This window comes from Bacillus paramobilis (assembly GCF_038096195.1).
Lineage (GTDB): Bacteria > Bacillota > Bacilli > Bacillales > Bacillaceae_G > Bacillus_A > Bacillus_A mobilis.
This window is the reverse complement of the sequence record NZ_CP151108.1, coordinates 4260581-4279901: the sequence shown is the minus strand read 5'-3', so window position 1 is coordinate 4279901 and position 19321 is coordinate 4260581. Positions and strand designations below refer to the sequence as shown.

21 protein-coding genes and 1 pseudogene are annotated in these 19321 nt (G+C 34.6%); 12 read left to right on the top strand and 10 right to left on the bottom strand.

The genetic code is table 11. The features are described 5' to 3' along the window. Positions 1-33 precede the first annotated feature (33 nt). The 3 genes from AABL52_RS21970 to AABL52_RS21960 form a co-directional block, all read right to left on the bottom strand. Entirely contained in the window at positions 34-891 is an 858-nt protein-coding gene (locus AABL52_RS21970) for a CheR family methyltransferase (protein WP_000429033.1), read from the bottom strand. Between the two features lie 16 nt (positions 892-907). After that, the gene (locus tag AABL52_RS21965) at positions 908-3598 is read right to left on the bottom strand and encodes a response regulator (protein ID WP_341518407.1); all 2691 of its coding nucleotides are present in this window, start codon (positions 3596-3598) and stop codon (positions 908-910) included. Positions 3599-3805: 207 nt separating this feature from the next. Next, positions 3806-4057 carry a hypothetical protein gene (locus AABL52_RS21960; RefSeq protein WP_000991709.1) on the bottom strand — a complete coding sequence of 84 codons (252 nt, stop codon included), beginning with the start codon at positions 4055-4057 and terminating at the stop codon, positions 3806-3808. Between the two features lie 222 nt (positions 4058-4279). On the opposite strand from AABL52_RS21960, the gene AABL52_RS21955 reads away from it, so the two are divergent. From AABL52_RS21955 to AABL52_RS21940, 4 genes are all read left to right on the top strand, one after another. Next, positions 4280-4420 carry a hypothetical protein gene (locus tag AABL52_RS21955; protein ID WP_001004256.1) on the top strand — a complete coding sequence of 47 codons (141 nt, stop codon included), beginning with the start codon at positions 4280-4282 and terminating at the stop codon, positions 4418-4420. Between the two features lie 36 nt (positions 4421-4456). Continuing rightward, the gene (locus AABL52_RS21950) at positions 4457-4987 is read left to right on the top strand and encodes a general stress protein (RefSeq protein ID WP_341518406.1); all 531 of its coding nucleotides are present in this window, start codon (positions 4457-4459) and stop codon (positions 4985-4987) included. Between the two features lie 151 nt (positions 4988-5138). Then, positions 5139-5342, top strand: coding sequence for a DUF4028 family protein (locus tag AABL52_RS21945; protein WP_000635880.1), 204 nt, complete (start codon positions 5139-5141; stop codon positions 5340-5342). A 136-nt stretch (positions 5343-5478) separates the two neighbouring features. Next, positions 5479-5790 carry a YbjQ family protein gene (locus AABL52_RS21940; RefSeq protein WP_000637510.1) on the top strand — a complete coding sequence of 104 codons (312 nt, stop codon included), beginning with the start codon at positions 5479-5481 and terminating at the stop codon, positions 5788-5790. Positions 5791-6188: 398 nt separating this feature from the next. Here the strand turns inward: AABL52_RS21940 and AABL52_RS21935 are convergent, their stop codons facing one another. The 3 genes from AABL52_RS21935 to AABL52_RS21925 all read right to left on the bottom strand — a co-directional run bounded on the left by AABL52_RS21935 (position 6189) and on the right by AABL52_RS21925 (position 8521). After that, positions 6189-6524 carry a hypothetical protein gene (locus AABL52_RS21935; RefSeq protein ID WP_341518405.1) on the bottom strand — a complete coding sequence of 112 codons (336 nt, stop codon included), beginning with the start codon at positions 6522-6524 and terminating at the stop codon, positions 6189-6191. Between the two features lie 55 nt (positions 6525-6579). Beyond that, entirely contained in the window at positions 6580-7764 is a 1185-nt protein-coding gene (locus AABL52_RS21930; protein WP_341518404.1) for a CynX/NimT family MFS transporter, read from the bottom strand. Positions 7765-7840: 76 nt separating this feature from the next. Then, positions 7841-8521 carry a FadR/GntR family transcriptional regulator gene (locus tag AABL52_RS21925; RefSeq protein WP_074651653.1) on the bottom strand — a complete coding sequence of 227 codons (681 nt, stop codon included), beginning with the start codon at positions 8519-8521 and terminating at the stop codon, positions 7841-7843. Between the two features lie 166 nt (positions 8522-8687). Between AABL52_RS21925 and AABL52_RS21920 the strand changes: the two genes are divergently transcribed. Further along, entirely contained in the window at positions 8688-9455 is a 768-nt protein-coding gene (locus AABL52_RS21920) for a transglutaminase-like domain-containing protein (RefSeq protein WP_341518403.1), read from the top strand. A gap of 21 nt (positions 9456-9476) precedes the next feature. Here the strand turns inward: AABL52_RS21920 and AABL52_RS21915 are convergent, their stop codons facing one another. Beyond that, complete coding sequence (locus tag AABL52_RS21915) at positions 9477-10472, bottom strand: zinc-dependent alcohol dehydrogenase family protein (protein WP_341519745.1); 996 nt, start codon at positions 10470-10472, stop codon at positions 9477-9479. Between the two features lie 323 nt (positions 10473-10795). Beyond that, positions 10796-10980, bottom strand: a pseudogene (locus AABL52_RS21910) (hypothetical protein). 103 nt (positions 10981-11083) lie between these two features. Between AABL52_RS21910 and AABL52_RS21905 the strand changes: the two are divergent. The 4 genes from AABL52_RS21905 to AABL52_RS21890 all read left to right on the top strand — a co-directional run bounded on the left by AABL52_RS21905 (position 11084) and on the right by AABL52_RS21890 (position 14039). Continuing rightward, complete coding sequence (locus AABL52_RS21905) at positions 11084-12301, top strand: sensor histidine kinase (RefSeq protein ID WP_341518402.1); 1218 nt, start codon at positions 11084-11086, stop codon at positions 12299-12301. Beyond that, entirely contained in the window at positions 12291-12935 is a 645-nt protein-coding gene (locus tag AABL52_RS21900) for a response regulator (RefSeq protein WP_000876838.1), read from the top strand. Before AABL52_RS21905 ends, AABL52_RS21900 begins: the two co-directional genes overlap by 11 nt. 163 nt (positions 12936-13098) lie before the next feature. Further along, a complete protein-coding gene (locus AABL52_RS21895) occupies positions 13099-13533 on the top strand; it encodes a hypothetical protein (protein ID WP_000212317.1) in 435 nt (144 codons plus the stop codon). 107 nt (positions 13534-13640) lie between these two features. Further along, positions 13641-14039, top strand: a complete 399-nt coding sequence (locus AABL52_RS21890) for a hypothetical protein (RefSeq protein WP_341518401.1) — start codon at positions 13641-13643, stop codon at positions 14037-14039. A gap of 65 nt (positions 14040-14104) precedes the next feature. On the opposite strand, the gene AABL52_RS21885 is transcribed toward AABL52_RS21890, so the two are convergent. Next, positions 14105-14245: a YflJ family protein gene (locus AABL52_RS21885; protein ID WP_341518400.1), complete on the bottom strand. Its 141-nt coding sequence runs from the start codon at positions 14243-14245 to the stop codon at positions 14105-14107. A gap of 155 nt (positions 14246-14400) precedes the next feature. Here AABL52_RS21885 and AABL52_RS21880 point away from each other — a divergent pair, with 155 nt between their 5' ends. Then, positions 14401-14763: a hypothetical protein gene (locus tag AABL52_RS21880; protein ID WP_000582777.1), complete on the top strand. Its 363-nt coding sequence runs from the start codon at positions 14401-14403 to the stop codon at positions 14761-14763. Positions 14764-14790: 27 nt separating this feature from the next. Here AABL52_RS21880 and AABL52_RS21875 read toward each other — a convergent pair whose 3' ends face one another. Continuing rightward, positions 14791-14976 (bottom strand): YhzD family protein, encoded by a 186-nt coding sequence (locus AABL52_RS21875; protein ID WP_000539551.1) that lies wholly within the window; start codon positions 14974-14976, stop codon positions 14791-14793. Positions 14977-15144: 168 nt separating this feature from the next. Between AABL52_RS21875 and AABL52_RS21870 the strand changes: the two genes are divergently transcribed. Together AABL52_RS21870 and AABL52_RS21865 are read left to right on the top strand one after the other, a co-directional pair. Beyond that, positions 15145-16386, top strand: a complete 1242-nt coding sequence (locus AABL52_RS21870; RefSeq protein WP_341519744.1) for a metallophosphoesterase family protein — start codon at positions 15145-15147, stop codon at positions 16384-16386. Further along, positions 16383-19307 (top strand): ATP-binding protein, encoded by a 2925-nt coding sequence (locus tag AABL52_RS21865; protein WP_341518399.1) that lies wholly within the window; start codon positions 16383-16385, stop codon positions 19305-19307. Before AABL52_RS21870 ends, AABL52_RS21865 begins: the two co-directional genes overlap by 4 nt. Positions 19308-19321 lie beyond the last annotated feature (14 nt).

The window sequence follows — 19321 nt, the reverse complement described above, 5'->3', positions numbered from 1 at the left end:
TATGAAATCCAAAAAGGGGATTTCATACGCTTTTTATTGTATTTTTTGATAGATTTGTTCGTTCGGATTAAACTGGATATAATGCGGCATTATATGTGAAAAACGGAGAGTTTCTTTATTTCCTAAACATAGGAATCCGTTGTGACCTAAACTTTCATAAAATAGTTGCTGTACTTGGTTTTGAAGTTTACTCGTAAAGTAAATTAAGACGTTACGGCAAAGTATAATATGAAATTCGTTAAAAGATTGATCAGTTACTAAATTATGTTGCGCAAAAATAATGTTTTGTAACAGTGATGGATTAAAATAAGCAAAACGATTATCTGTTGAATAATAGTTAGAAAATGCTTGTGTACCGCCAGCTTGTAAATAATTTTTCGTATAAGTTTGCATTTTATTTAACGGAAGGATAGCTTGTTTTGCTTTCTCTAACACATCTGTATTCATATCTGTTGCGTAAATAACAGCTTTTTCACTTAATCCTTCTTCGTGAAGTAAGATGGACATTGATAATACTTCTTCACCAGTTGCGCATCCAGCATGCCAAATTCTAATTTCAGGATACTTTTTTAATTCAGGAATCACATGCTCTCTTAGCGCTTTAAAAAAGTTAGGGTTACGGAACATTTCAGTTACATTAATGGAGAAATCATTTAATAACTGTTCTAAAACCCCTTCCTCATGAATTACTTTTTCAATTAACTTTGAAATGGTTGGTATATTAGAGAGCTGCATTCGATTGCAAATTCTTCTATAAATAGATGTGCGAGCATATTGGCGAAAATCGAAGCCAGATAGTTTAAATACCGCTTCTAATAGTAATTCAATTTCTAAGTTCGTGCGCTTATCCATATCTACAGATGGATCAAAATTATAATACTTATTTTCCACTTAAACTAAACCTCACTTATTTTATTAACCATACACTCATTACTGAATAGAGTTGATGTAAATTTAATGGTTTACTTATATAATCTGAAGCGCCAGCAGATAAACATTTTTCTTTATCATTTGGCATTGCTTTAGCAGTTAATGCGATAATAGGTATTTCATGTAACCCTAAGTTCATTCGGATATGTTCCATCGTTTCATAACCGTCCATATTCGGCATCATAATATCCATTAAAATAAGGTCAATATTTGTATTGTTTTTTAGTATGTCTAAACACTCTATGCCGTTTTGCGCAGTAATAATGTTGGCATGTTGTTTTTTTAATGCATTTTGTAATGCAAATATATTTCGATGATCATCATCGACAATTAAAATAGTTTTCTCTTGGAAGACGTTATTTGTTTCTGGCGTCACGATAGTTTCCTCAACAACTTCAGCAGGAATAACATCTTCTATCGTTGCTGCAACTTCTAAATTGGATACTTGTATATCAGTTAACCCATTTGGAAGGTTAGGGATATATACGGTGAAAGTACTGCCTTCTCCTACATTACTCTCTAACGTAATCCAACCACCTAATAATCTAGCAAACTCTTTACAAATAGATAACCCTAAGCCTGTACCACCGTATTTTCGAATCGTTGCGCCATCTGCCTGTTGAAAGGCTTCGAAAATAAGTTGATGCTGTTCTTTAGCGATACCAATACCAGTATCTTTTACCGAAATTTTCATCCAATCATTACTGATAGACTGCATTTCATGACTTAAATTGGCTGTTTCTATTGAATCGAAATGTAAAGAAACGAATCCCTTTTCCGTAAATTTAAATGCATTGGATAATAAGTTTTTAATAATTTGTTCAATCCGTTTTGCATCTGTATAAAACAAATCAGGAATAATAGCACTGTCTTCAATAGTAAATTCGACATTTTTTTGTGCAGCTATATGTAAAAAGTTTTGATGCATATTTGCTGCCATATCACTTATGTTCGTTGCTTCAAAAATGATGTCTAGTTTGCCAGCTTCTACTTTAGATAAATCTAGTATGTCATTAATTAAAGTAAGTAAATCCTTCCCTGATGAATGAATAACGGTTGCTAATTCAATTTCATCGTCGGATAAATGATTATCATGATTTTCTCTTAACATTTCAGATAATAGTAAAATACTATTTAACGGTGTGCGTAATTCATGTGACATATTTGCTAGGAATTCAGATTTGTATTTTGAGCTACGTAATAACTCACTTGCTTTTTCTTCTAATTCTGATTTAGTAATTTGTAAGTCAGCTGTCTTCTGCTCCGCCTCTTCCGTTCTAGACTCTAGTTGTTCATTCGTTGTTCTTAATTCTTCGGCTTGCATTTGTAGTTCTTCAGCTTGTGTTTGCAATTCTTCTGATTGAACTTGCAACTCTTCTGTCATTGCTTGTGATTCATGTAAAAGAGTTTGAATTCGCATACGTCCCATAATACTATGGATCGTTAAACCTAGGTTATCAACAGTTTGTTGAATTAAATCTTGATGTAAATCTGAAATGTCAGTTACACTTACTAACTCCATTACTGCAATCACTTCATCTTCAAATAAGATAGGGATAACTAGTAGGTTTTGAGGGCGTATTTCTAATAAGCCGCTAGTGACATAACGAAATTCTTCTGGTATTTCTCTAAGAATAAAGCTTTGCTTTTCTAAAGCACATTGCCCAATTAAACCTTCACCCATTTTAATGGATTGCTTCCCAACATCAGAACCCTGATCGGCGAAAGAAGCTTTCTTCACATAGTAGACAGTGTCTTCAATTTCTTCACGTACATAAAATGCACCGCAAGAAGTTTGCGTTTTTTGTATCATTCCACTAAGAATTTTGTTCCCTAACATCTCAATAGAAGATACACCTTGATACATTAAAATTAATTCTGCAAGCTCGGTTTGCAACCACTCTCTTTTCGATATTTCGTCTAGTAGATGGTTCGTTGTATGAGCCAAATCTTTTATCTCATCATGAGTGTTTACATGAATTCTTTCCGTAATTTTTTCTTTAGAAGAAATGGATTTAATAGCTTGAATTACATTTTTAATCGTTTTTGTAATGGAATTCGAAATATAGAGTGAAACGATAATAGAAATACAAGAAAGTAAGAACAACAAACTGTATAACCAAAGCTCTAATTTATTATTTTCGGTATCTAATTGTGCAGCTCTTTTCTTCGTTAGTTGCTCCTCTACACTACGGAAGTTCGTTACCTGCGATTGTAGTGACTGAATTTGAGTCGTATCGATTGCTTGTACGTTATTACTATTGCTATTTGTAATAAGTGGGTGAATCTCTTTATTAATCCAACTAGTAATGTTTTCATTAATCTGTTTTAACTTTTCTTGCTGAGAGGGGTTATCCTCTAATAGAGCAAAAAGATCTTGATAATGTTTTTCGTAATCCTTTTCCGCAGCGTTAAGGGATTGAACGTAATTTGCATCATTAGAAGTGATAAATCCTTTCGCTTTATTTTCAATTGTTAGTAATTCTTTCTCCACTTGATTCGTTAAATTAAGAACTTTAAAATCGTGATCAATAATAAAATTACGAGATTTTTGTAAACTGGAAATCTCATTGTTTAGCATAATGAAAGAAATAAGTAAGAACAAAATGATAACTAAATAACCAGCCATAATTTTGTAGCGAATACTAAATCTTGCTTTCGAGTTCATTAAAAATTCCTACCTTCAAGGTTATTAACAATTTTCAATTGTACAGAATAAAAAACGTAATATATATTATATCAGTTTTCGTAAGGCCAAACTAGAAATCCCCCTATTGTATTAGGGGGTCTCTTTTTGAATTGAGGAAATCATTTTGAAATATAAAAACATATATGAAAAGTAACAATCGAGGGAATAGGGGGGATAACAAAATTTTTAAGAAGGAAAGAGTGTTCTTAAAGCTTTTTTTGCATCTATTCCTTCAAAGATAAATAATACAAGTTCTTTCTTTTTGACAGTAAGGAAAAAGGATACTAATGTGCTTAAGTTTTTAATGGAAGTAAGTGTTCCGTGTTTACCTATAAATAAAGTTGTTTGAAATGTTGTCATTAAAGCATAAAAATGATGAATCTGCGTTATTGTAGGTGTTTCATTATAAAGAATAGTAGTAGATTGGATTGCATTCATCGAAATATTCCTTTCCATATAGTAAGCATAACAATATAAACATACCCGTTTTAAAAAATGTTAAACATATAAATAAGAAAAAATATAATTATAGTTTTTTATGTTTAGAAAGGGTTACGAAGGGTATACATAAACTACAAAGAGATTGACTGAAGATGAATTGTAAGATTTCTAGTCTATAAAAATATACTTTTACTTTAAATAAAAAGGAGTCTGGTATACATGAATGAACTGATGATTGATATTACATTTGATTTAATTTACTTGTTAAGTAGTTCGCTTGTAATGCTTTTACTATTCGCTTTTTTCATAAATGGTTATGTTAATAAGAAGATTAGTGTATACAGAAATGAAGAAAGATAAAGATACATTATATAAAACTTTAGGAGGTTAATAGTTATGAATGTAGATAGAAAAATAGTAGGTGTTTTTAGAAAAATCGATGATGCGGCATTCGTTATTAATGAATTAAAAGATAAAGGATATCCAGCTGATAATATTTCAGCTATTGCAAAGGATCAAAAGGAAATTGAACATCTGGAAGAAAAATCGGGTGAAAAAGTGAATCATGAAACTGCACATAAAGCGGATATCTTTTCAGCGACAGGGCTTGTGGCAGGAGGAGTAGCAGGCGGACTCGGAGGTTTATTAACAGGTCTTGGTATACTTGCCATTTCTGGAATGGGTCCAATCGTAGCAGCAGGACCTATCGCAGCAGCTATCGGAGGAGCCGGTATTGGCGGAGGAGCTGGAAGTTTAATAGGAGCATTTATCGGCTTAGGAATCCCTGAGGAACATGCTAAGAAATATGAAGAATACATTTATGATGGAAATATATTAATTTTAGTAGATGCAACATTAGATGATAAGTTAGAGATTTATAAAATATTTGATAAGCATAATGCTTATAACTCCGATTTCTTTAAATAATATGTACGTCACATATTAAATATAGTGAATATCGTTTTTTGATCTTACAACTTTGGCGCGACCGAGGAGTCGTATGACTATAAGAGAGGAAGGGCTTATAGTAAAAGATCAAGTTCTATTATGTTATTTAAAAGGGAAGAGGTGTCTTTTCGTGATTGTAAAAATAGTAAAGGATAGTAGTAACAGTTTCCTTTGTACAGTTCAAAACAAAAATGGAGAGAAGTATGTAAAGAAATGGTTTCGTAAACAGAAAAACAAGGAAGAGTTAGGGCGACCAACTTTTAAAGAAGTAGAAAAGGATTGGAAAGAAAATAGAGAATCGTTTATGTATCCAAATGTTAAAGCGCTTTATTAAATAGAATAGGCGCTTTATTCTTACAAAATTGTCACACTCCTGTAAGGTAATTCAATAGATTAGATACTTTTTCCATGTCATAATAAAGACATAAGAAAGCTTATTCAAACTACAACTTATTAGGAGAGTGTCAGTCATGATTGTAACAACAACGTCTGGAATTCAAGGTAAAGAAATTATTGAGTATATCGATATTGTAAATGGTGAAGCTATTATGGGTGCAAATATTGTCCGCGATTTATTCGCTTCTGTTCGTGATGTTGTCGGTGGTCGTGCTGGTTCTTACGAAAGCAAGCTAAAAGAAGCTCGTGATATCGCAATGGATGAAATGAAAGAACTTGCAAAACAAAAAGGTGCGAACGCTATCGTTGGTATTGACGTAGATTACGAGGTTGTTCGTGATGGAATGTTAATGGTTGCTGTAAGTGGTACAGCTGTACGTATATAAGTAAATGAAAAAACAGGCTCCCCCTTGAAGTTTATGCTTTGAGGGGATTTTTTTTGTTTTATGACTAACGTTGACAAGAAATTATAATTACATATGTTCAAAGTGGGCAAAACGTTATTGTAAAAAATGCTAGGATTGCTCCTAGCATTTCGTGAGGGGGTATTGCACGGGAATTTAGATAATAAGCAGACACACTTGCTTATTTCAAATGTAGTATATATTGTTTTCAAAGAGAAAAGTAAGAAATACAACAATCTTTATATATGTTTAACGAAGGTGTTAATTATATGACAAATAATAAAATTGTTATTTGAGGTAAGAAAAGGTATATAGGATGTGGAAGGTAAGGTGATAGCATTGATGCAAAAATAAAGGACAGTACATATTGTATATGACGACTATGTACTGTCCTGATTATTCTTTTTGGAGTATGAAAAATTATCTCCTGTCTTACTATAAATTTCATAGGCGAAATAACCAAATAAATAGCCTATTCCGGCCCCTAAACTAAATGAAAGCAGGGAGAAGTCCGGGAAAAACATACCGAAAATCAAACCGATCATACAGCCAACAAGCATTCCCATAGGTATGAAACTATCTAATAACAGTTGAGCTTTTTGAGTTTTTTTCTTACCCAATTTGCCGTGCTTATATTTATGTTCCAATCTTTTTATTACAAATACTACAATTCCCCCGACTAGTATAACAGGCCAAATTGCCGAAATGAACCACATGTTAGAAGCTCCTTTCGTTTTTAATTAAATTATACCATATATTAACATTTTTAATTTAAGCGGAGACAAGATCTTCTGCATTTCTTTTCATTTTATTCATGATTAAAGTTAATAGGAATAAAATGAAGCTTAAAAGTGTCATTATAATAAAAACTTGCGTATAACTATTAAAATAGTCACGAGCGATTCCTGCTAGGACGGGAATGAATCCGCCTATAATATATCCTCCTGATTGCATCATAGCAGTCCATGCACTCGCATCTTCTGAAGATTTTGTTTCATATAGCGGCAGCATAAGAGCGAGTGGAAATACCCCGCCGAGCCCGATACCTAGTAGGATAGAAGGGACCCATGGTGTAGTTAATGGGTGAATCATAAGCGATAAACCTACGAGTACAAAGCATATACTTCCTAATAACCAAAGTGCTCTGTTTTTATAAATATCCGCTAATGTTGGAATGAAAAAGCTACATATCATTTGAATTACTGTAAAAACAGTTATAAGAGTCCCCGCTTGTTCGCTACTTACCCCCATACTTTGATTTGCCGGCGCAAGCCAAGTCGTAATGGAATAAAAGATTCCTGATTGTATCCCGAAAAAGATTGTGAACAACCATGCTTTTTTATTTCTTAAAGGTAAGCTACTATTCTTTTTATTTTGTGTACTCGTATTCTTTTTTCGTTTCATAACGGGATACCAACATATAATAGCAATAATCGTAAGTACACCCCAAAAAGCGAGTGCCATATTCCAAGATCCTTTTAATACATGTTGTAAAGGAATCGTTAATCCTGCACTTAAAGAAGCACCAGTTCCCATACCTACTGAATATATGCCAATCATTAAGCCGATTTTTGTAGGAAATTTTTCTTTAATAAACCCTGATAGTAACGGGCCTGCAAGTGCAATGCCAATACCGATAAATAAAGCGCTCGCGAATAATGTGGAAATAGAAAAGGTAAAGGCCCTCATACATGTTGCTAAGCCAATTAAAATAAGACAAGCCATAATTGATTTTTCTGCCCCATATTTTTTAATTACCTTCCCAGTCAGTAAGGCGAATGTCCCCATACAAAAAACAGGAATAGCTGTTAAAAAACTAACGGAGAAATTGCTTATGTGTAAGTCTTGTCGGATTGTTTCTAGTAAAGGTGAAACAGATGTAATTCCGATACGTAAATTAATAGAAATAAAAAATAGTGCTAGTATATACAAATAAGTTCGTTCTTGATGTTTCAATTTCACTTTCCCCTCTCTTAAACATCAGATGTTATTGAGTATATCATCTGATGTTTGTGTGTAATAGATAAGGAGCTTATTTCAGCTCCAAATTTTGAATAGCGTATGTTCGTGCCTCTTCAGTATTTTGTTTTAAAATCGCTTGGAATAACTTTTCATGAATGTCAGAGTTATCTTCATAGTTCGCTGTATGTAATATGAATTGGCTTAAAATGTGACGAAGGGCAGGTACGAAAGATTCATACAAATCAAGTAGAACTTCGTTTTTGCTCGCCTTTGCAATGGCTAGATGAAACTGAATGTCTGCATCTATGTATGCTACATAATTTCCTTCTTGAAGGGCATTTTTTCTTTTACTCAAATGTCCTTTTAAGTATAAAAGATCCTCGTCACTTCGGCGCTGTGCCGCTAACATTGCTACTTCTTTATCTAACATATTTCGTGCTTCATACACATGATGTATATTAGCTGCTTGCAGTCGTTTTTCAAATGAATCTTGCGTTGTATTGAGTGAAACAATACGAGTACCTTGTCCTTGTCGAACTTCTAATATGCCAGCATGTACTAATATCTTTATGCTTTCTCGCAATGTTGAACGTCCTACCCCTAGCTCTTCCATTAATTGCGGCTCTGTAGGGAGGCGGTCGCCAACTTCATACTCGCCAGAAAAGATTTTCTCTTGTAGACGTTCTAGCACTTCATCGACTAATTTCCGACGAGAAACTTTTGAAAAAGATTTCTTTTCGTTCATATTCATCTGCTCATCTCCTGTTATATTCGTTTTTATGATAACCAATTTAAGTTCGGTTGACAATGTTATTTTTAGACAATGTAAGTATGGAGCAGAATGAGACTGTTGATATTTGAAAATTAAGAAATATGTTAAAATATTGTAGATGAAAAGGTAAAGGGGGAACTTGAAGTTGGAATTTAATGTTGGAATATCTAATGAAATTAATGAGAGAATACAAGGAATAAAAGATGAAAGCGAAAAAGTGAATACAATCTTTGCTTGGTTAAATGAAGAGTTTGAATGGGTACAAACTGATTACGTGGAAAGGACAGTAGAAGAGATTTTAGCAAGAAGAGCAGGGAATTGCGCAGAGCAGGCAAAGGTAGTCGAAAAAGTATTAACTCATATAGGAATAGAAACTAGGTGGATCTTGGAAATAAATTCTCATTCCGAAAGTATGGAAAGACAAAACTTTTCGCTTAATTTAATTGAAAAACATGGGGATTTCTATTCGATATTTGGTTGGAATCATAACGATCATAGGTGGCTGGAGTACTACAACAATAATCTCAAACAATGGATTCCTATTGATACAGCATTTGGTGTTTTGGATATCAATCATTGGTTAGAAAAGAGAATGAGTTTTACTAGAGAATCTATACCAACGACACAAAAAATAATCCCTTTTTGTATTGTTGCCTTAAGCGCAAAAAGGGATGTATCAGAGATATTATCAAACTTCTATCTTATTGATCAATTTGATAAATTTTATAATGGAATGTTAAGCGAAACAACAGTATGGGAGGAATGGAAATTAGTAATTAATAAACTAACCGAAGTAGGAATAGAAACCTATAGCGGACATAGGAACCTCCATAAATATCAAAATGAAATAAAACGTTTTACCAATTTGTATCTTAAATTAAAACAAGAAGTTTTAACGAATACTGTTATTTAAACGTATACGTTTCCTTTACATTCAATAACTCGTCAAAAACACTTTCCCTTTCGTTTTCTCAGCAGACTGCACGACATCAACCGCCGCTTTCACATCCGCTAAGTCATATGTAGAATGGACTTTCATAAAACGTAATTGTTTATTTTCTACTAAGCGAATTAAGTGACGAAACGTTTCTTGCCATTTATATGGTGACACTTCTTTATTCCAATGTCGTAAATGAAATATGTTCGCGTGTACTTTTGCTTTCGTGACAATCTCTGCCCAGTTCACTTGTATTCCTGATAGAAGACCGATCGTTAAAAAGTGCCCGTTTGGACGTAAGGAGAAAGCTAATGCATTTCCATCTGGTCCTCCGATAGAGTCAATCGCAGCATCTGCACCAATCCCGTTTGTTAATTCCATAACTGTTTCATAAAGCGGGGCAGTGGAAGTATCAATTACATATGCAGCACCAAGGCGCAGTAACTCTTCTGTATGCTTATTATTTCTTGTAACAGCAATTAATCGGAAGTTTAAAATTTGTGATAACTGCGCAAATAGATGTCCAATAGCGGACCCACAAGCATTCACTAATAAAACGTCATTACTTTGTAAGTTTAACGTTTCTGTACAAGTAACCCACGCCGTAAGAGGATTAATATACATTTGTGCCGCTGTGAAATCATCAATAGAATCCGGAATAGGGACTACAAAATCAGCTGACGTCTTCACATATTCTTGCCAAGTACCTTCTCCGCGTAACGGTAAAACACGTTTACCGATAAGGTCTCTAGTAGCGCCCGCACCTACATCTTCTACAATACCAACACCTTCATAGCCAGGTATGTTAGGTAAAGGGATTCTATGAGCGTACGCTCCCGTTATTGGAATTAAGTCAGATGGATTAATTGGCCTAACTAACATACGAACGAAAACTTCATTCTCTTTTAATGGTTCTATATTTTTATATTCAACTTGTAATACATCTTTTGGGTTACCAAACTTGTGAAATTGAATGTGTTTTCCGTGCAAGATAAAAGTGCCCCCTTAGTTTGATTGGGTTTATTATAGCATTTTTGGTTGGAGTGATTATTTTGTTATCAAAAAATAAAAGGGAACAGAAATTCGTCGTTTATCTACTTGGTAAAATCGATTTCTCCTGAATACATAGTAATATAAGAAAAAACGCTCTTGTGAGCGTCTTTTTCTAACTTGAGATAGATGTATCATTATTGTTCTACTAGGTTACATAGTTCTCGTATAAAGTTTTCTCACACAAATGATCTGTGTATCAATTTGTTTTTGATATACAGATCATTTGTATGATAATTATTATAGATAATTGCTGAATGATAACCTTACATGAATGCTTTTAAAAGTTCTTGAACTAATGGAATTACTCCACCTACAAATTTTAAAACTGCCATTGCGATTTCCATATGAGTGCCTCCTTTTTTTATGGTAAGATGCAATAAATCTTTATACGCTTATTATAGTAAGCGCTTACAATTATATCAATGCATTTCGATATGCAATATTTCATATTTATATTCTGTAATGGGGATGGAAAAAAGCCCCACTAATTAAAGTTTCACTTTATCAAAATGTAAGCTGCATCTTGTATAATATAATGATGGAGGTCAAATATGAAAAAAATGAATTCAAATATAGATGTGGATACAAATGTATTGGAAGCGGTATTTATTCCAAGAAGGTTTATTGTTTTATGGATTACACTCGTATATATAGCTTCAATGCTTTTAGAATTTCGTAATAATATTCTCTCAATAGATAGTTTCTTTTTTACAATAGTCATTGTTATTCATACTATTTTTCATTGGTATGCGAGTTCATTAAAAAATAGGCAATTGTTGTATTTCTTTTTTGTACAACTCTTCATTGTGTTTCTTGCTGCATTTATTGTACCAAATGGTTCAATAGCTATTTTTGTTGGATTAACCCCTATTTTAATTGCTCAAAGTTTATATGTTTATAACAATATATTTAAAGTAATGGCAGTTTTTACTCTCATGTATGCCATATTTTGTATTGCGATTAGTATGAATTATGGTGTGAATAAAGTAGCTATTCTTATCTCTATGTTCCTTTTAGTACTAGCAATTATTATTCCTTTTTCTTATATTAATAAGCAGCAATACGATGCACGTAATCGTATACAGAGCTACATTCAAGAGTTAGAGTCTGCATATATGAGAGTAGAAGAATTGACATTAGCTAATGAAAGGCAACGAATGGCAAGGGATTTACATGATACATTAGCGCAAGGTGTAGCGAGCTTAATTATGCAATTGGAAGCAATAGATGCCCATATGCAAAAAGGGAATATAGAACGATCTCAAGAGATTATGAAACAAACTATGATAAGAGCGAGACAAACTTTACATGATGCAAGGTTGGTTATTGATGATTTGCGTCATACTACCAATTCATTTAATAAGGCAGTAGAGGAAGAAGTTCAACGTTTTTCTGAGGCTACGTCTATACAAGTGAGATTTACTATTCAAAGCCCTCCGCATATTTCAAGCTTAGTAAAGGAACATTGTTTATATGTAATTAGTGAATGTTTAACGAATATCGCAAAACATTCGCAGGCAACAGATGTAAATTTAAAAGTTGAATATATCGATAACCTTGAAAAGCTTACTATTGAAGTTGAAGATAATGGAATGGGCTTTGACACTGGATCTATCGGTAAGAATCCTGGGCATTATGGATTAATTGGCTTAAATGAGCGAGTTCGATTGATTAATGGAGAAATACATATATTGAGTGAAAAGATGAAGGGTACGAAAGTGTGTATTCAAGTACCTATCAATAATGAAGGAGATAGCCATGAAGTATAACGTATTAATTGTGGATGATCATTTCGTTGTAAGAGAGGGTCTGAAATTAATAATAGAAACGAGTGATTCATTTCAAATTATAGGTGAGGCTGCAAATGGAGAAGAAGCCCTTTCTTTCATAGAAAAAAAGAAACCTGATGTTATTTTAATGGATTTAAATATGCCTAAAATGAGTGGTCTAGAAACAATTGAAGCTTTAAATAAAAAACAAAATCATACGCCGATTATTATATTAACTACTTATAACGAAGACGAATTAATGTTAAAGGGAATTGAGTTAGGAGCAAAAGGATATTTGCTAAAAGATACGGATCGTGAGAATTTGTTTCGAACATTGGAAGCGGCTATTCGAGGTGAGATTTTACTACAACCCAATATTATGGAAAAGATAGTGAATTATAAAAGGAAAGAAGTATATGCTGATAAGGTTGAAGAAAATAACCTAACAGAAAAAGAATTGTTTGTGTTGAAAGCTATTGCGCGTGGAAATAAGAATAAAGAAATTGCATTCGATATGGGAATAGCTGAGCGAACAGTAAAAGCGTATTTAACAAATATATACAATAAATTAGGTGTTAATTCAAGGTCAGAAGCAGTAGCTGTATCTATTGAAAGGAAGTTAATTCATTTTTAAAACATTATATATGCCCAATCGTACATTATAGGCTTGCCCTTTTGTACGATTTTTTTATTTCTTTCTCGTGTTATGCTTCAGAAAGTATGAGAGATTTAAGAACATTGTAATTGTATTACAATTACAGGCGTTTCTAATGTAGGAAAGGAAGAAGAATAAGTAAATGGCAACTTTGTTTTTAATTTCTGTAGTAATTTTCTTTATTTGGCTGCAAAGAAAACAAACAAAATTAAACTGGATACATATTATTACTTTTCTCATGATGATAGGGATTATTACTTATACGGCGCCGCAACCAGTGACTAGAGATTTACAAGCAGAGTTATTGGCAGTTACGATTTTTTCTTTCGCTATTGGTGTTTGGCAAGGTGGAGGAATTACAGTTTGTAATGAGGATGGAATTTTATATATTACAAATGGAAAACAGTATTCCATTTCATGGATTCTTTTAATAATCGGCAACATAATTATTATTAACACATTTGAAGGTGAATTTACATTTAATGGATCGTGGATTATTTTGTGTAGCGTTGCCATTGCATCTGGGGTGAAAAACAGTATTCTATGTATTCTGTACAAATTAACAGTGCGAAATTGAATGGAAAAAGGATATTTTTTTATATTAATATAGAAATTATTACTGTAAGTTCATCAAAAGATTGTAGACGATAAAAACAGGAAAGAAGAATGGGGGAGTTAGCGTAGATGTTTCTACCTATTACTACATTTGATAGGTTTATTTGGCTGGGGAATGTTGCTTCCTCTTCAGAAAAGATTAACAGGAATCTGGCGTTTTCGAGGGCTGAAGAAAGTAATGTTAATTTGTGTAAAAAGAAATGTATAGGTTCAATTCATAATATGCATCAAAAAATAACGATAGCTTCTGTGGAATATGGTCATAATTTTGTGTTGGGTCGTGCAGAACCTCATTCAACAATTGTCATAACAAGTGGTGATATGTATGTTGGAAGCGGACGGGTTAATAAGTATGGGGAATTTAAAGTATGTACGAATGATTATCTAGAAAGAGATTTGGTAATAGAGATTCAGTTGATAAGGGGTGGTTTTTATCAAGAGAGTATAACGGTAAAGATAGAACGTTAAGATAGGATTATTTCTATTCTTCCACTATATAAAAAGGAAGCAACCGTAGTTGCTTCCTACATCAATTAAGCCGAAGCTTTCTTCATTCTCTCAAGTAAACTAGATAACGCATGCGTACGATATGATTCTAGTTTTTTACCTTCGTAAGTACGAATACCTAATTTTTTAAGTTCTTTTACATACCAACCTTTGCTTCCGAAATACATGTGATCGCTCCCCTTCAACTTTGTTTTTTATTTGTTCTGATTGTACTTGGAGGTACAGGTAATATAATGAAGGAAATGAATTTCGCGCGAAAATGGTTAACTTTGTTGCAAAAGACATATATACTAAGGATAGTATATAACGAGGTGGGCAAGACGTGATTATAGAGAAGCACGAAATTCAAATTGACCAAATTACGAGCGGTAAAGTGAATATCTTTACTTTCTACAGAAATAGAAAGCAAATTGATGATCATTTTTTACGATTGCAAGAACCATCGCTTACAGCAAACTACTTCTTCCATTTTCATTTTGATGCAGAGAGCTTGCATCTACTGCAGGAAGAGTTTCCAAGCGTATATCCGTACAACGGTAGTGAAACGATTCACGACTGGACGGAAAAGATGAAAGCAGAATTGCAACATCAGATCCAAACAGGAAAATGGAATAAGCGCGTACGTATCGGTAATCGCATTCTAGATGTGGTGTTTACGTGGTGTGACGAAGATATAGTAGAGTGAAAAAGAAGCGGATGACGCTTCTTTTTTTTAGCGCTGGAATAAAACGAGCTTACCTGCAGAAGATGTGCAGCGATGTGTTTTTTCATACAATCCTTTTTCTTGTAAAATAGATTCACCTTTTGCTTTCGCTTCTTTTTCAGTTGCCGCCTCGAATGATTCGTCTAATGCTTTTGAACCATCTTTTTCAAAGACTGTTAGAACGTATACTCCCATGAAAATTCCCTCCAATGATAAAAATCAGAATCTTATAACTATTTTGGCATAAATCACTAGAATATGCAAAGAAATATATGACATTGCGTGTTAAAATAAAGGGGAAGTTTTATGGGCACTAGATTTACTATTCGTAGTAAAGTACGGAAAAAGAAAGGATCGTTATTTGTGAAACAAGTGAAGTTTATACATGCGGCTGATTTGCATTTGGATAGTCCGTTTAAAGGGATGGAAATGAATGTACCGCAGTCTGTTTGGGAGAGAATGAAGCAGAGTACGTTTGAATCGTTCGAGCGTATTGTTGATAAAGCGATTCAAGAGCGCGTTGATTTCGTATTACTAGCCGGGGATTTGTATGATGCGGAGACGAGAAGTTTGAGAGCGCAAGTGTTTGTGCGCGAGAAAATGAAGAGACTTTCGCAGTACGATATCCCTGTTTTTATTATTCACGGTAACCACGATCATTTAGGGGGAAGCTGGGCAGCAATTGAGTTTCCGGAAAATGTTCATGTGTTTACGGATCCTTATGTAGAAGAGAAATCATTTTATAAAAATGGCGAGCTAGTAGCTTCTATTTACGGGTTTAGTTATTTGCAGCAAGCGGTAACGGATAATATGACAGCGCAGTATACGAAAATGAGTGATGCGCCTTTTCATATTGGTATGCTTCACGGAAGTGTGGAAGGAGATGCAGAGCATAATCGCTATGCACCGTTTCAAATTCGTGAGCTAAAAGAAAAGCAGTTTGATTATTGGGCTCTTGGCCATATACATAAACGTGAAATTTTATCAGAAGAGCCATGCATTATTTATCCAGGAAACATACAAGGACGTCATCGTAAGGAAACGGGCGAAAAGGGTGCGTATCTTATTGAACTCACGAAACAAGGAACGCAATGTTCATTTTTCCATACGGCGGATGTTGTGTGGGATGAGATAGAAGTGAGTATCGATGGACTTGAAACGGTTGATGAACTTATGACTGTGATATCAAGTGCGATGAATGAATGCCGAAGAGAAGAAGAAGGGACGCTTTTAACTGTCGTATTTACAGGACAGGGACCAATTTCTCCTTATTTACGTGATGAAAAGCGCGTAGAAGAGATTTTTCATATTTTAGCATCTGGCGAAGAGCGAAAAGATTTCGTATATGCGATGAAGTGGAAAAATGAGACGGTTTCTTTTGCGGAAATCGAGCGTTTGAAAGAAGAAAATCATTTCGTCGGTAGTGTGCTAAAGGAGTTAGAAGCTTTCAACAATATGGACGGCGTGTTGCGCACGATTTGGACATCTCCTGTAGCACGTAATAGTATTGAATCTTTTACAGAAGAAGAGAAGAAAGAGATTCAAAAGGAAGCGGAAAATATTATTTTAGAGCAATTATTCCAGCAAGAGAGGGATAAGAAATGAGAATTGAAAAACTCCATATTTATGGGTACGGAAAATTAGAAAATGTGGAAATGGATCTGTCAATGCTGACTGTTTTATACGGTGAAAATGAAGCGGGTAAATCGACAATTCGCTCATTTATGAAAAGTATTTTATTCGGTTTTCCAACGAGAGGACAGCGCCGCTATGAGCCGAAAGAAGGCGGCAAGTATGGCGGTGCGATGACTGTGCAAACAGAGAAGTACGGTCGTTTGAAAATTGAAAGATTGCCAAAGACGGCAGCTGGCGAGGTGACCGTTTATTTTGAAGATGGGAAAACGGGCGGCGAAGAAATTTTACACGATATATTAAGCGGGATGAATGAAAGTTTATTTGAATCTGTCTTTTCATTTGATATGCACGGCCTTCAAAACATTCATCAGCTCGGCGAAACGGATATCGGAAATTATTTATTTTCAGCAAGCGCAGTCGGAAGTGATGCGTTATTACAGCTAGATAAAAAGCTAGAAAAGGAAATGGATCAGCGTTTTAAACCGAGCGGGCGTAAACCAGAAATTAACGTGTCACTGCAAGAAATGAAGAAGCTTGAAGAGAAGATGAAAGAGTGGCAAGGGAAAATTGGCACGTATGAAAAGCAAGTGGAGCAGTTAAAAGAAAGTGAAGAGGGACTTGCTTCTGTTCGCGTTGAAAAAGAGAATGCAGAAAAACGAAAGCAAGATTATGAAATATTAGCTGCGCTTGAGCCTCTCGTTATTGAAAAGCGTGCGCATGAGAAAGTGTTAGAAAACGAGAGCGGGCAATTTCCTGTAAACGGGATGGCGCGCTATGAAGCGATTAAGGCGAAGATGGAGCCGCTTCAATTACAAGTTGATTCGCTCCATAAAAAAATAGAGAATGTGCAATCGGAAATGGAATCGATTCAAATAGATGAAGCGTTTTTGCAAAAAGAAAGTTATGTAGAAGAACTTCGTATGCAGCATATGTCTTATGAAAATGCACGTCAAGAAATGCGCGATATGACAGGAACGATTACGAATATAAAAGAAGAACTGACAGAACTAGAGCAACAAATTGGTGCTACTTTTGAAAAAGAAACAGTTCTGTCGTTTGATATGAGTTTGGCAACGAAAGAGTTAATTACGCAAGCAGTGCAAAAAGCACGTGAATTAGAAACGCAAAAAGCACAGCTCGATGATCGTTTTAAAGTAGCGCAAGAGCAGTTAGAAGAACAAGAAGAAAATATAAGACAGATTAAGCAACAAATGTTAGCGGATGAAGAGCGAAATACGTTAGCTGAGAAAGAGAAGTCATTCCAAGATGCGGCGTTTATCGGTATGGGCGCAGATAGAATGAAGCGCAAGTATGAGGAAAAAGCAGGAGCGGCTATGCAAAAGAAAAAGCAGTGGCAAAGAGTTTGTCTTCTGTTACTTCTTATTAACACAGTCATTTTATTTACAAGCTTATTTATAGATAACCGCCCGCTTTTATTTATTAGTGTCATTATTTTTGTAGCGATTGTTCTTGCCCTTGTTTTATATAAAGATCCGTCAAGCGGGTTACAAGAAGAACTTCTTACTCTTCAGCAAAGTGCTGGCGGGAGACAAAGTGAAGAAGCGATGTCTGTGCGCTATGAGTTAGAAAAAGATGAAGAGATTCGTAAGCTATTTGAGCGCGAGTCATATAAGTTACAGCAAATGGAGCGAGCGTATGATAAAGTCGTTTCATCCTATGAGGAGTGGGAGCGAGAAACGTTCCGCATTAGCGAACAAGTAAATGTATATAAAATGCGCTATACGTTCCCTGAGTTTTATACGTATGCACACATATTGCCGGCGTTTGAGCGTATGGAAAAAATACAGCAATTATATCGTGAGTTAGAGAAGAAAATTGAGCGCAAATCTTCATTGTATGAAATGATTTCGCATTTTGAACATAAACTAGAAACTGTTATCGGTAGTGCGGAGTATAGTAAGCTGCACGATGCACAAATCCGTATGCAAAATGAGAAAGAAAAACGCCAAACTTGTAAGCAGCTAAAAGAGAAGCTTGCGGAATGGCAAGAAGAATATGCGTTCATGCAAGAGCAATTGAAACAACTGTTAGTAGAACGAGATAGTTTATGGCATATCGCACATTCTACAGATGAAGAGATGTTTTTAGAAGCAGGTAAATTTGCGGAAAAACGTGAAGATGCTGAGAAGCAAGTAGGGCGTTTATTACCGCAAATTGATTTGTTAGAACAGCGTTTAACGAGTTTATCATTAGCTGAACATTATGAAGCTGACGGTTATGATGAAAAATTAAAGCAAGAAATGACAACTGCGCAAAACTGTCTTACAAAGGAAAAAGAACTGACAGAGCGCATTGCGAAACATCGTATGGAAATTGCGAATTTAGAAGAAGGCAGTACGTATGGTGATTTAATGCACGAGTGGGAAATGAAAAAAGCGCAAGTGCGTGAACAAGTGAAGAAGTGGGCTGCGTATGCGGCCGCAAAGACAGTGTTAACGAAAACGAAGCAATATTATCATGAGGTACATCTTCCTCGTATTTTACAAAAATCAGAAGAGTATTTCGTCTATTTAACAGGCGGACGATATAGTAAAATTTTTTCACCGTCAGAGGCGGAGCCGTTCATTGTGGAACGTAACGATGGTATGCGTTTTTATAGTCATGAACTAAGCCAAGCGACAGCGGAGCAGTTATATTTATCGTTACGATTTGCATTAGCGAAAACATTTGAGCATGATTATCCGTTTATTATTGATGATAGTTTCGTGCATTTTGATGCGGTAAGGACGAATCGTACGATTGAACTTATAAAGGAAATTGCGGAAGATAGGCAAGTCATCTTCTTTACATGTCATGCGCATTTACTAACGTATTTTACAGAAAAACAGATTATAAAATTAGTGCGTAAGCGTAAAGAAAATGAGTTGTAGTGTGCTATACTAAA

Excerpts from the sequence above, each read along its gene's own strand:
- AABL52_RS21965 (WP_341518407.1), bottom strand. The coding sequence starts at position 3,598 with ATGAACTCGAAAGCAAGATTTAGTATTCGCTACAAAATTATGGCTGGT.
- AABL52_RS21960 (WP_000991709.1), bottom strand. The coding sequence starts at position 4,057 with ATGAATGCAATCCAATCTACTACTATTCTTTATAATGAAACACCTACA.
- AABL52_RS21955 (WP_001004256.1), top strand. The coding sequence starts at position 4,280 with ATGAATGAACTGATGATTGATATTACATTTGATTTAATTTACTTGTTA.
- AABL52_RS21950 (WP_341518406.1), top strand. The coding sequence starts at position 4,457 with ATGAATGTAGATAGAAAAATAGTAGGTGTTTTTAGAAAAATCGATGAT.
- AABL52_RS21940 (WP_000637510.1), top strand. The coding sequence starts at position 5,479 with ATGATTGTAACAACAACGTCTGGAATTCAAGGTAAAGAAATTATTGAG.
- AABL52_RS21935 (WP_341518405.1), bottom strand. The coding sequence starts at position 6,524 with ATGTGGTTCATTTCGGCAATTTGGCCTGTTATACTAGTCGGGGGAATT.
- AABL52_RS21925 (WP_074651653.1), bottom strand. The coding sequence starts at position 8,521 with ATGAATATGAACGAAAAGAAATCTTTTTCAAAAGTTTCTCGTCGGAAA.
- AABL52_RS21905 (WP_341518402.1), top strand. The coding sequence starts at position 11,084 with ATGAAAAAAATGAATTCAAATATAGATGTGGATACAAATGTATTGGAA.
- AABL52_RS21900 (WP_000876838.1), top strand. The coding sequence starts at position 12,291 with ATGAAGTATAACGTATTAATTGTGGATGATCATTTCGTTGTAAGAGAG.
- AABL52_RS21895 (WP_000212317.1), top strand. The coding sequence starts at position 13,099 with ATGGCAACTTTGTTTTTAATTTCTGTAGTAATTTTCTTTATTTGGCTG.
- AABL52_RS21890 (WP_341518401.1), top strand. The coding sequence starts at position 13,641 with ATGTTTCTACCTATTACTACATTTGATAGGTTTATTTGGCTGGGGAAT.
- AABL52_RS21885 (WP_341518400.1), bottom strand. The coding sequence starts at position 14,245 with ATGTATTTCGGAAGCAAAGGTTGGTATGTAAAAGAACTTAAAAAATTA.
- AABL52_RS21875 (WP_000539551.1), bottom strand. The coding sequence starts at position 14,976 with ATGGGAGTATACGTTCTAACAGTCTTTGAAAAAGATGGTTCAAAAGCA.
- AABL52_RS21865 (WP_341518399.1), top strand. The coding sequence starts at position 16,383 with ATGAGAATTGAAAAACTCCATATTTATGGGTACGGAAAATTAGAAAAT.